Raw genomic sequence first — 11,184 nt, forward strand, 5'->3', positions numbered from 1 at the left:
TTTCTGCTTGGACTTAAAGTGTGCGAGCCCTTAGACTTGTGTCGCCTGACGGTTAAGACGGCGATTAAGTTTGAGAGTCTCCATGAGATGGCGGAGTTCTTCCACCACTAATTCGGTGTCATGGTAGGCACCGCCATTTTTCATGCTGAGGAAGCTGTTGGAAATGACGCGGCAACCCAATTTGCGCATGCCTTCAAAGTCATGGCGAACTTGAAGCAGGTACTCTTCATTAGGTTGATTGTCAATGTAATCCTGAGGCACCTCGGCAATGTTCACGAGGACCGTGTCGATAAAGGCCTGACCCAAATGTTCATGCAAGACCCGGACATGGTCAGCATCCGAGAATTGCTCGGTCTCCCCTAACTGGGTCATGATGTTACAGATATAGACGACTTCCGCCTGGGTCCGTTTGATGGCCTGGCCGATTTCTTCAATCATGAGATTAGGCAGGATGCTGGAATAGAGACTACCTGGCCCCAGAACAATCAAATCTGCCTGTTCAATTGCTTCCACAACATGAGGTGTCGCGTGAATGGCCGGCTCCCCTTGCATGGTGGTCACTAAGACTTGTTGAATCTTCTTACGATGACGGGCAATCTTAGACTCGCCGACCGCAATGGTCCCATCCTCGAAGAGGGCGTGCAAGACTAGGGGCTCGGTCGCTGCCGGCAGAATCTGGCCCTGAACCTTCATATAGTTGGATAGAATGTCTAAGGACTCGGTCAAGGAACCTCGCATTTCTTTCAAAGCGGCAATGAGTAAGTTGCCGATGGCGTGACCAGCCAAGAAGTCATCATCCGTGTTAAAACGGTACTGGAAGACGTTCAACAGCAACTCATCGGCATCGGACAAGGCCACCATACAGTTACGAATATCGCCCGGAGGGACGACATCAATATAGTCGCGAATCGCGCCTGAGCTACCGCCATCATCCGCCACGGTTACAACGGCTGTAATGTCGGCGTCAATTCGTTTGAGCCCCCGCAAGATAACAGGCAATCCGGTCCCACCACCGATGACTGCTACCTTATAGCGGTGCGATTTGGTCTCGCTCATGACCGGTTCACGGTCTCTTTCTTCTTCATATAATCACGGTGGGAAATATTAACCGCATAATTATCTGTCTTAAGGTGGTTGGCAATCCGCTCAGCAATGGCTACGGACCGGTGTTTACCGCCGGTACAACCAATGGCGATGGTCACACTGGATTTGCCTTCCTTCTTGTAACCTGGCAGGCAGAACTCAATGACATCAATGAGCTTGCTGTAGAAGGCCTGGGTTTCGGGTTGCTTCATGACATAGTCATAAACTGGCGCATCCATCCCGGTCTGCGGACGCAATTCCGGAATGTAGTGCGGGTTAGGTAGGAAGCGCACATCCCAGATAATATCGGCATCAATGGGCACCCCGTACTTGAAGCCAAAGGACATGACTTCCACATGGAAGGTCTGATAATCCTTAGTGGCGAAGTCCTTAATCAGGCGCTCGCGCAACTGACGTGGGGAAATATCGGAAGTATCGATTATAATTTGGGCGCGGGTGCGCAAGTCCATAAGCAACTCGCGTTCTCTCGCAATCCCTTCTGATACTCGGCCATCTGGGGCCAGTGGGTGATTGCGGCGGGTCTCCTTATAGCGAGATACTAAAACCGAATCGCTAGAATCTAAGAAAATAATGCGGGTTGTCACTAACTGGGTATTATCTAAAGTTGCAATCAGGCTGTCGACTTCGTTAAAGAAGTCCCGGCTCCGCAAGTCGATGACAAGCGCAATCCGGCTGATTTTTCCCGATTCCTTGACCAGTTCCCAGAAGGTTGGGAGCAGGGTTGGGGGCATATTATCGATACAGAAATAGCCTAAATCTTCAAAACTTTGGACCGCAACCGTCTTACCGGCGCCGCTCATCCCTGTAATAATGACTAGTTCGAGTGTGTCTGCCATATCATCGCCTCTTTCTTTGTGGAATCATCGCTATACTCCATCTTAGTATACCACGCTTAGGCGGGAAAAGCGACCTAGGAGCCAAGCGCTCCATTCTGCCGGTCTTGGGGCCTTTAGGGGGATTTACAAAACTTTCTGGGTGCTAACCTCCTGCTAGACCCGGACATTTACCTTAGTGCTATCGCTAAATTTTCGTTCCAAATCCCTACCCCCACTAGTAACCGTCTACATTTCATGGTAGAATATTAGCATAAAGTGAGGAGCCTCTCACTAGGTTTCATTTCTCTTATGACGCAATACTGAAAGGTGGTAATGCTATGACATGGCAAGAAACATTAAACCTCTGGAAAAATTACGACGCCCTTGATCCTGTTCTCAAGGAAGAGTTAGCCAATAACCAAGACGAAGAAGCCTTAAAGGATGCCTTTGGTGCTAACCTCAGCTTCGGGACGGCTGGTATGCGTGGTGTCCTAGGGGCAGGTCCTAACCGCATGAACGTCTACACCGTTCGCCAAGCAACAGAAGGCTTAGCCCAATTAATCGAAGAAGCTGGCCAAGCGGCTAAAGACCGCGGGGTTGCGATTTCCTATGACTCACGGCATTATTCTCCTGAATTCGCCATGGAAGCTGCCTTGGTCTTGGGCCGTCACGGCATCAAGAGCTATGTCTTTGAGAGCCTACGGCCAACACCTGAATTATCCTTCGCCGTGCGTTACCTCAACACCTACGCTGGGATTATGATTACTGCCAGCCACAACCCAGCAGCCTACAATGGCTACAAGGTTTACGGCGAGGATGGTGGGCAAATGCCACCAGAAGATGCAGATAAATTAACAGAATTTGTTCGCGCAGTGGAAAACCCACTAACGGTTGAAGTGGGCGACAAGACCGAATTATTGGGTAGCGGCGTCGTAGAAATCATCGGTGACCGTGTGGACCAAGCTTACCTAGAAGAAATGAAGGCTGTCACCATCAACCCTGAATTAGTCAAGGAAATGGCGGACCAAGTCAGCATCGTCTTCACTCCACTTCACGGGACTGGTATGTACCTAGGTCTCAAAGCCCTCAACCAAGCAGGCTTCAACACCATTCACGTGGTAGAAGAACAAGCCAAAGCAGACGGCGACTTCCCAACTGTTAAGTCTCCTAACCCTGAATCTGCTGCGGCCTTTGATTTAGCTGAGCAATTAGCTAAGAAGGTAGAAGCGGATATCCTCTTAGGGACTGACCCAGACGCTGACCGTCTCGGTGCTAAGGTTCGCACTAGCAAGGGTGACTACCAACTCTTGACCGGGAACCAAATCGCTTCTCTCATGTTGGACTACATCTTGAACGCTAAGTTAGAACTCAACCAACTGCCTAAGAACGGGGTAGCGGTTAAGTCTATCGTATCGACTAACTTTGCTGACGCCATCTTATCTCACTATGGCTTAGAAGCGGTCGAAGTACTGACTGGTTTCAAGTTTATCGCTGAGAAGATTCAAGAATATGAAGAAACAGGTTCTAAGACCTTCCTCATGGGCTTTGAAGAATCTTACGGTTACCTCATTAAGCCATTTGTGCGCGACAAGGATGCTATCCAGGCTTTGGTAGTCTTGGCTGAATTGACCGCCTACCACAAGAAAGCGAGCCGTACCTTGGCGGATGTCTTAGAAAGCATGTACGAAAAATACGGCTACTTCTATGAAAAAACCATCGCAGTGGATTTCCCAGGTCTCTCTGGGCAAGCTAAGATGGCAGCCATCATGCAGCAAATCCGGACCGAAGGGATTAAGGAAATGGGCGGCCTCAAAGTGGTGAGCGCGGCTGACTACTTAGCTGGCACACGCACTCTAGCTGATGGCACGGTTGAAACCTTGACCTTCCCACCATCTGATGCCCTCAAGTATGTCTTGGAAGACGGCAGCTGGGTAGCATTCCGTCCAAGTGGTACCGAGCCAAAAATCAAGCTCTATCTAGGCACCCAAGGCGCTTCGCATGAAGAAGTAGAAGCTAAGGCTGCTAAGATTGAAGCAGACATCGCTAAATTAACCGCCTAAGACTAAGGCAAAAGGACTGGGATTGACGACCAGTCCTTTTTTGTGTGGTTTGGTTAATGGAGAGCTAGCGGCTCTAGGCCTAGGTTTTTGGCTGAGCCATCTCGGGATATCATGAAATCTGCCCTAAGCCCTATCTTTTGACCGAGCCAGTGGTCCACTTTCCGGAGTGGTCCACTGGCTCGAAGCTTTTCCTGAATTTTGGCACGTTTCCAGCGATTTCCCGAGAGCTAGTGGTCCACTTTCCGGAGTAGACCACTGGCTCGAAGCTTTTCCTAGCTTTTGACCCGTTTCTGGTGATTTCCCGGGAGCTAGTGGTCCACTTGACAGAGTGGGCCACTGGCTCGAAGCTTTTCCTAGCTTTTGACCCGTTTCTGGTGATTTCCCGGGAGCTAGTGGTCCACTTGACAGAGTGGGCCACTGGCTCGAAGCCTTTCCTAGCTTTTGACCCATTTTCGGCGATTTCCCGGGAGCCAGTGGTCCACTTTCCGGAGTAGAGCACTAGCTCAAACAAAAGCCCTGCACTGTCTATCAGTGCAGGGCTTTTTAGCTTAGTCTTTAAGGCTTTCAATGTATTGGTAGGCTTGGAAACCAGCCGTGCCGCCATCGCCGGTGGCTGTTACGATCTGACGCAGGTGCTTTTGACGAACGTCGCCGGCTGCAAAAACGCCTGACAGGCTAGTGGCCATATGATCATCCGTGATGATCCAGCCTTCTTGGTCGGTAATTCCCAAATCTTTAACTGCTTCCGAGTTAGGCACTAAACCAACGTAGATAAAGACCCCTTGAGCATCTACGAGGCTAGTTTGGCCAGTCTTGACGTTCTTAATTTGCACGCCTTCAACCGCATCCATCCCTAGAATTTCCTCCACCACGCTATCCCAGATGAATTCAATCTTAGGATTAGCAAAGGCCCGGTCTTGCAGGACTTTCTGCGCTCGGAGCTCGTCACGACGGTGAATAACCGTGACCTTGCTAGCAAATTGAGTCAGGTAATGGGCTTCTTCAACGGCCGAGTCACCTCCGCCGACTACGATAATTTCCTTATCGCGGAAGAAGAAACCGTCACAGACCGCACAGTAGGACACGCCACGGCCAGCCAACTCTTCTTCACCAGGCACGCCAAGGTGGCGGTGGAAAGAACCGGTCGCCACAATGACAGCCTTGGCCTCATAGACCTTAGAGCTGGTATGCACTCGCTTAAGGTCGCCTACTACTTCAATATGGCTCACATCGCCGTAGTCATGGACCGCGTCAAATCGCATAGCCCCTTGGTACATGTGTTGAGCCAATTCTGGGCCAGAAACCAGTGAAAAACCAGGATAGTTTTCCACATCTGCCGTGTTGTTGACTTCCCCACCGGGAACGCCTTTTTCAATCATGTGGGTCTTGAGATTAGCACGTGAAGCGTAGAGGGCGGCGGTCATGCCAGCCGGCCCAGCGCCAATCACGACGACATCTGTTACAATTAATTCTTTTTCCATTCTATCATTCACTCTCTTAATAATGCGCTTGAGACAGGGAGGCTTCTTGCTTGCCGTCGCGCGTCATCAAGCGAAGCAGACCTTCTTTGACCTGCGCACCTTCATAAATGAGACCATAGAGGGCCTCGGTAATTGGCATTTCGATACCGGATTCCTTGGCCAGTTCATAGGCTGACTGGCAGGTAGCAATCCCTTCAACTACCATTTGAATTTCTTCTTCGATGGCTTCCTTGCTGTAACCTTTGGCTAGCAAATTCCCTGCCTGCCAGTTACGGGAGTGGGGACTGGTACAGGTGACCACTAGGTCGCCAACCCCACTCAAACCAACGAAAGTCAGCGGGTCTGCCCCCAACTTAATGCCCATACGGGAAATTTCAGCCAGACCACGCGTTACCAGGGCAGCTTTGGCATTGTCGCCGTAGCCAGCACCCGCTAGGACACCGGCACCTAGGGCAATAATATTCTTGAGGGCCGCGCCCATTTCCACGCCTACCACATCGGTATTGGTATAAATGCGGAAGTAGTGATTCTTAAAGAGGGCCTGCACCTTCTCAGCTGCTTGCAAATTGGGACAAGCGGCCGTTACGGTCGTCAGGTCATGGCGGGCTACTTCCTCGGCATGGCTTGGGCCTGACAAGACAACCAAGTCTTGGTAGTCTTGGCGCGGAATTTCCTCTTCAATCATCTGGCTGACCCGCAAATGGGTCCCCTGCTCCAGCCCCTTAGTGGCATGCACCAGGAGGGGGTGGGCGTCTGACTGACTGAGATAGCTCGCTACCTGCCGAGCAACCGAGCGAATAGCCTTGGTTGGTAAGACGAAGAGCAAGACAGCGGCTTGATCCAAGGCTGCTTTCAAGTCCGTTGTCGCCACAATAGTCGTCGGCAAGTTAATGCCTGGCAGGAAGTGGCTATTGGTATGGGCTTGGTTAATTTCGTCCGCGATGTGGTCTTCACGTCCCCATAAGACCACCTCATGACCATTTTCAGCCAAGACTTGGCCTAGGGCAGTTCCCCAGGAACCTGAACCTAATACCGCAATTTTCATGTCCTTACCTCTTTTCTAATTGGAAATCTGAATAGGCCACACTGTGACCCCCTCGCCGTCTGATGATAATCCAGGCCAAGCCCAGCACTACCATGACGGCGGACACCCCCTGCGAAATGCGCAAGGGACCCAAGTATAAACTGTCAGTCCGTAGACCTTCAATGAAGAAGCGGCCTAGGCCGTACCAGACGAAGTAGCCGGCCGCTAATTCGCCACGATTGACTAAGCCTTTTTGTCGTCGCAAGATAAAGATTAGGGCCAAACCAAGTAGGTTCCACAGCGACTCATACAGGAAGGTTGGCTGGTAATAATGGCCTTGAATCTGCATTTGGTCAATGAGCCAGGCCGGCAAATGCAAGCCTTCTAGGAAGGCGCGGCTGGTTTCTGGCCCATAGGCCTCTTGGTTAACAAAGTTGCCCCAACGCCCGATGGCTTGGGCCAGCATAATGCCTGGCGCTGCCACATCCAAGGTCAGAATGAGGTCTTGCTGATAGCGCCTTGCCACATAGATAATGGTGGCCGTCCCTAACAAGATGGCCCCATAGATGGCACCCCCACCATGCCAAATCTGAATGATTTGGTCGGGATGGGCTAGGTAGTAGTCCAAACGGAAGAGCACATAATAGGCGCGCGCCCCTAGCAGGCCTAAGATAATGGTCCAAAAGTAGGCATCCGACAGATAATCTTCTGACAGGCCCTTACGGCGCCCCTCGCGCATGACTAAGAGATAGGATAGGACCATACCTAAGCCAATCAAGAGGCCGTACCAGTGGACGGGCCAGCCTAGTAAGCGGAAGGCAATGGGATCAATGGCTAAAACTGGCATCTAGTCATCAACCCGATTCTTCTTGATAAGGGCGTCTAGTTTACGGTTGAAAGTAGTCGTCGCATCATAACCCATTTGGTTAGCCCGGAAGTTCATGGCTGCTGATTCGACAATGGCCGACAAGTTCCGCCCAGTCTTAACCGGAATGCGGATACGTGGTACGTTGACTTCAAAGATTTGTTCATATTCACGTTGTGAGCCCAGACGGTCGTATTCGGTCTTGCCGTCATCTAGCACTAGGTTAATAATCAATTCCAAACGTTTAGAGCGACGGATGGCTGCTACCCCGTAAAGAGACATGACATCGATAATGCCTAAACCACGGATTTCCAAGAGGTTTTGGAGGATTTCAGGGGCTTCACCAACTAGGGTCAATTCATCAATCATAAAGAGCTCGACTCGGTCATCGGCAATCAGACGATGGCCGCGTTGGACCAATTCTAGGGCCGTTTCCGACTTACCGACACCGCTACCCCCAGTCAAGAGTACCCCCATCCCGAATACTTCCACGAAGACACCGTGCTTAGCCAAGCGCTCAGCCAAGCGACCTTCTAAAAAGTTAGTCAAGTTGGCTAGGACCCGGGTAGTCTTAGATCGTGCCACCAAAATTGGAATATGATACTTATCTGCGACCGTAATCAAATCTTCCGGCACTGACATGTCCCGTGCGAAGATAATGGCTGGCGTTTCCTCGTTACAGAGAGATTCATAGGCCAAAGTCCGCTCGTTTTCTGGCAAACTTGCTAGATAGAGAAGCTCTGTCCGCCCAAGCAACTGGATTCGCTCGAAGGGATAGTCCTCCACAAAGCCTGTTAGGGCCAAACCTGGCCGGGATACTTCACTAGTATATATTTGACGAGAACCATAATCTTCCCCAAAGGCATATTGAATTTTTAAGGTTTTTACGAGTTCATTGACGGTTACACTGCTGGACATGAAAATGTTGCCTCCTCATTGACTTTTACCTCCTAATCTTAACATAGACGGCGGAGAATTCCTATCTTTTCGTTTGCCCGGACAGACCCTTGAAAAGACTGAATTTACTACCCTAAGCAGAAGACCGCAGCCATCCGGTCTGCGGTCTTTTGTGGGTCTTAATCATGATAGGGACTGTCCAGGCCAACTAAGCTTTGGCCTAGGGAAAGGGCAACAGCCACCAACATAGCGCTCCAGATAGAGCTAATGGTAAGGCCACCTGGCAACCAGCTAGCTAAAAGTAGGATAAAGCCGGCAATCAACCAGTTGACTAGCCCCAAACTCAAGAAGTTGAGGGGCCAGGCAAAGAATTCTAGGACAGGTTTTACCGTCACGCTTAAGAGGGCGAAGACAAAGGCTGATATTAAGGCCCCGCCAAAGCCCGTAACGCTGACACCCGGCATAACATGGGCCAAGCCCATAAAGAGTAGGGTATTCAATAAAATCCGACGCATTAGAAATCACTCCAGTCGTCTTTAGGCGTCACATCACGACGCTTAGTCTCTGTCTTAGCATCGCGACCTGCTGCGCCTTTTTGATAGCGACGTAGGAAATCATTAAGTTCCTCTCTTGCCCGGTTAGCCTGTTGGCGATAACGGTCTCTTTCCTGTTCGCGGTGGCTAGAGCGACTGGTAGGGCCATTGGCAACCGTATAGTCACTTGGCAGAATAATCCCCAAGACCAAATAAATGAGGAAAGGTGCCCCCCAACCTGGCCAGATGAGGACAAACCACACTAGGCGAAGGAAAGTAGGGTCAATACCTAGATATTCTCCCAGCCCCCCGCAGACCCCCATTACCTTACGATCGCGGGTAGATTTATATAGTCGTTTCATAGTCCTTCCTTCTTTCTACCTTACTTAAGCTTAGGCCTCTGGCATGATGAAAGCCGCAATCAAGTAGCCGAACAAGCCCACACCACCTAAAAGACCGGAAATCACCCAGACTAGGCGCACAAGCGTTGGGTCTATACCAAAATAATCAGCAATACCGGCACAAACGCCTAAAAACATTCCTTCACGGCTATTGCGAGTTAATCGTTTCATGATAAATTCCTCCTATAAATCGGTATCTTTGAGGCGAATGTCGCCTGATACGGTGTTAATTTCTAAATGAACAGGGCGTTCTTGGTTGGTCATCAGCCGTTGGAATTCTAGGCTGTGATGACGGTGGGTTTCAACGTCTAGGTGGCCGATACGGTGTTCCACGTCGCCTGAGCTAGATTGGGCGCTGCCTTCTAGGCTTAAGTTGGCCGGAATAGCGATTTTCACATCGCCACTGACCGTGCTGACCTTCATGGCAGCCGGCGTCTCATCACGCTTGGTTAAGAGCAGGTCGCCACTAATTAGGCTAGCGGCTACATCGCCAATGGCTCCCACCACGCGGCAGTCGCCGTTGGTTGTCTCTAAGTTGAGGCGCTTGACCTCTGCTTGGCGGTAGTCTAAATCCCCATTGGTTGAATGGTAGTCTAATAAGTCTGCCGCCACATCGGACAGGTCAACATCCCCATTGACAGTCGTCAGATAGATTTCCTTAGCTTGGACACCGTCTAGCTCAATATCCCCTTGGGTGGTCTCAATCCGAACGGTCTCTAAGTCTTGGTCTGGCAGGGTCACTTCAATATCCGCTGACATATGGTCGTCAGTTACTTGCAGGATCAAGTTGCCGTCGTCTAGGGAGAGGATACTGTGGGCTTGGAAATCTTCTAGGTTAGGATTTGGAATCTTACCGAAGAAGCTAGCCTTGACATTGACTGAGACTTGATCCACATGGGCGCGAGTGACTTTGACATCGCCTCGTGATAACTTAAAGTCTAACACCTTTAGGTCCTTAGCGTCAAAGTTAAAGGTATGCTCCCATTCATTGCCTAAACGGCCGTAGGCCCGCACGCCTACGCGAATGCCTTCACGCGCTGCCTTAAAGGCTGTGCTCACCACTTGGCCAATGACCCGGCCTAGGCGGTTGGCTTCGTTATCAATACGTTGGCCGGCACGGTCGGCTTTCTGACCGAATTGATCCGCTGCCCGACTGACGTGGTCGGCTGCCCGTTGGCTGCCTTCATTGACTTGGCGAACGAAATCGTTGAGTCGTTGGCTGAAGGGCTCTGAAGCCGAACTTTCTGGCTTGTAGGCCTTGAGTTCTTCTTGGAGCTGGTCAATCTTTTGGCCGCGCTCCAGGACTTCTGCTGCCACTTGGGCTTTTTGGGCTTGGAGTTCTTCACTGAGCTCGTCTAATTCTGCTAGAATCTCGAACTCTCTTAAGCGTTGCTTAGCGATTAGGAGGGCTTGGCCTTCTTTTTCCAGGCTTTCCTCTAATTCTTGGCGCTTGGCCGCCGCTGCTTCTGCCTCTTCCTGGCTGATGGAAGCTTCTGGTTCAGAGGCTTCTTGGGTTGGCTCTGCTGACTTGCTGTCTTCAGGCTTATTTTCTTGTTTGTCATCAAGGCTTTGTTGGACGCTATAGATGATTTCTTGGCCAAATTTGAGGCTCTTGTCGATGGCTTCTTGGACGGTAGCCTTGAGTTGTTCTGGGTCGAAGCCCGCCTTCTTGTCCTGCTCAGGTTCTTGGTCAGCTGGCGCTTCTTGCTTGCTTGGAGCTTCCTGGTCCGTCACTTGGGCTTGGTCTTGAGCGTCGGCTGGCTCCTCTGCTTGGTCAGCTGATTTTGCTTGGGCCGAAGCCTCGAGGAGGCGAAGGGCTTCATCCATGGTAATGACTTGTTGTTTGACTAATTCAATGATTCTTTCTTTCTCATTCATATCTCTCACTCCTTAAATGAGGGCTTTTTTCTTAACTACTACACCCTTATTATGCCAGTTTTCCACTCGTTTGACATAGGGCCTAGGACCGATATTTGCTCGGACCTAGGGATGAAAAGAGCGCCT

The 11,184-nt window shown here is 50.7% G+C and carries 12 protein-coding genes; 1 reads left to right on the plus strand and 11 read right to left on the minus strand.

Annotated elements, in window-relative coordinates:
- Positions 1-30 precede the first annotated feature (30 nt).
- Both yvcK and rapZ read right to left on the minus strand, forming a co-directional pair.
- A complete protein-coding gene (gene yvcK, locus HMPREF3093_RS07640) occupies positions 31-1,056 on the minus strand; it encodes a gluconeogenesis factor YvcK family protein (RefSeq protein ID WP_070756402.1) in 1,026 nt (341 codons plus the stop codon).
- A complete protein-coding gene (gene rapZ, locus HMPREF3093_RS07645) occupies positions 1,053-1,940 on the minus strand; it encodes an RNase adapter RapZ (RefSeq protein ID WP_070756403.1) in 888 nt (295 codons plus the stop codon). Before rapZ ends, yvcK begins: the two co-directional genes overlap by 4 nt.
- Before the next feature lie 317 nt (positions 1,941-2,257).
- Between rapZ and HMPREF3093_RS07650 the strand changes: the two genes are divergently transcribed.
- Complete coding sequence (locus HMPREF3093_RS07650; protein ID WP_070756404.1) at positions 2,258-3,979, plus strand: phospho-sugar mutase; 1,722 nt, start codon at positions 2,258-2,260, stop codon at positions 3,977-3,979.
- Between the two features lie 130 nt (positions 3,980-4,109).
- On the opposite strand, the gene HMPREF3093_RS07655 is transcribed toward HMPREF3093_RS07650, so the two are convergent.
- From HMPREF3093_RS07655 to HMPREF3093_RS07695, 9 genes are all read right to left on the minus strand, one after another.
- A complete protein-coding gene (locus tag HMPREF3093_RS07655; RefSeq protein ID WP_070756405.1) occupies positions 4,110-4,547 on the minus strand; it encodes a hypothetical protein in 438 nt (145 codons plus the stop codon).
- Complete coding sequence (gene trxB / locus HMPREF3093_RS07660) at positions 4,528-5,460, minus strand: thioredoxin-disulfide reductase (RefSeq protein ID WP_070756406.1); 933 nt, start codon at positions 5,458-5,460, stop codon at positions 4,528-4,530. The genes HMPREF3093_RS07655 and trxB overlap by 20 nt, the downstream gene beginning before the upstream one ends.
- A gap of 16 nt (positions 5,461-5,476) precedes the next feature.
- Positions 5,477-6,505 (minus strand): NAD(P)H-dependent glycerol-3-phosphate dehydrogenase, encoded by a 1,029-nt coding sequence (locus HMPREF3093_RS07665; RefSeq protein WP_070756407.1) that lies wholly within the window; start codon positions 6,503-6,505, stop codon positions 5,477-5,479.
- Positions 6,506-6,509: 4 nt separating this feature from the next.
- Entirely contained in the window at positions 6,510-7,331 is an 822-nt protein-coding gene (lgt, locus tag HMPREF3093_RS07670; RefSeq protein WP_070756408.1) for a prolipoprotein diacylglyceryl transferase, read from the minus strand.
- Entirely contained in the window at positions 7,332-8,267 is a 936-nt protein-coding gene (hprK, locus tag HMPREF3093_RS07675; RefSeq protein WP_070756409.1) for an HPr(Ser) kinase/phosphatase, read from the minus strand.
- Positions 8,268-8,425: 158 nt separating this feature from the next.
- Complete coding sequence (locus tag HMPREF3093_RS07680) at positions 8,426-8,761, minus strand: phage holin family protein (protein ID WP_070756410.1); 336 nt, start codon at positions 8,759-8,761, stop codon at positions 8,426-8,428.
- Positions 8,761-9,141 carry a PspC domain-containing protein gene (locus tag HMPREF3093_RS07685; protein ID WP_070756411.1) on the minus strand — a complete coding sequence of 127 codons (381 nt, stop codon included), beginning with the start codon at positions 9,139-9,141 and terminating at the stop codon, positions 8,761-8,763. The genes HMPREF3093_RS07680 and HMPREF3093_RS07685 overlap by 1 nt, the downstream gene beginning before the upstream one ends.
- A 30-nt stretch (positions 9,142-9,171) precedes the next feature.
- Positions 9,172-9,351: a PspC domain-containing protein gene (locus HMPREF3093_RS07690; protein WP_143227693.1), complete on the minus strand. Its 180-nt coding sequence runs from the start codon at positions 9,349-9,351 to the stop codon at positions 9,172-9,174.
- A gap of 12 nt (positions 9,352-9,363) precedes the next feature.
- A complete protein-coding gene (locus HMPREF3093_RS07695) occupies positions 9,364-11,058 on the minus strand; it encodes a DUF4097 family beta strand repeat-containing protein (RefSeq protein WP_070756413.1) in 1,695 nt (564 codons plus the stop codon).
- Between the last annotated feature and the right edge of the window lie 126 nt (positions 11,059-11,184).

This window comes from Abiotrophia sp. HMSC24B09 (genome assembly GCF_001815865.1).
Taxonomy (GTDB): domain Bacteria; phylum Bacillota; class Bacilli; order Lactobacillales; family Aerococcaceae; genus Abiotrophia.

Coding starts and splice junctions, on each gene's coding strand:
- yvcK (WP_070756402.1), bottom strand. CDS start 1,056: ATGAGCGAGACCAAATCGCACCGCTATAAGGTAGCAGTCATCGGTGGT.
- rapZ (WP_070756403.1), bottom strand. CDS start 1,940: ATGGCAGACACACTCGAACTAGTCATTATTACAGGGATGAGCGGCGCC.
- HMPREF3093_RS07650 (WP_070756404.1), top strand. CDS start 2,258: ATGACATGGCAAGAAACATTAAACCTCTGGAAAAATTACGACGCCCTT.
- trxB (WP_070756406.1), bottom strand. CDS start 5,460: ATGGAAAAAGAATTAATTGTAACAGATGTCGTCGTGATTGGCGCTGGG.
- HMPREF3093_RS07665 (WP_070756407.1), bottom strand. CDS start 6,505: ATGAAAATTGCGGTATTAGGTTCAGGTTCCTGGGGAACTGCCCTAGGC.
- lgt (WP_070756408.1), bottom strand. CDS start 7,331: ATGCCAGTTTTAGCCATTGATCCCATTGCCTTCCGCTTACTAGGCTGG.
- hprK (WP_070756409.1), bottom strand. CDS start 8,267: ATGTCCAGCAGTGTAACCGTCAATGAACTCGTAAAAACCTTAAAAATT.
- HMPREF3093_RS07680 (WP_070756410.1), bottom strand. CDS start 8,761: ATGCGTCGGATTTTATTGAATACCCTACTCTTTATGGGCTTGGCCCAT.
- HMPREF3093_RS07685 (WP_070756411.1), bottom strand. CDS start 9,141: ATGAAACGACTATATAAATCTACCCGCGATCGTAAGGTAATGGGGGTC.
- HMPREF3093_RS07690 (WP_143227693.1), bottom strand. CDS start 9,351: ATGAAACGATTAACTCGCAATAGCCGTGAAGGAATGTTTTTAGGCGTT.
- HMPREF3093_RS07695 (WP_070756413.1), bottom strand. CDS start 11,058: ATGAATGAGAAAGAAAGAATCATTGAATTAGTCAAACAACAAGTCATT.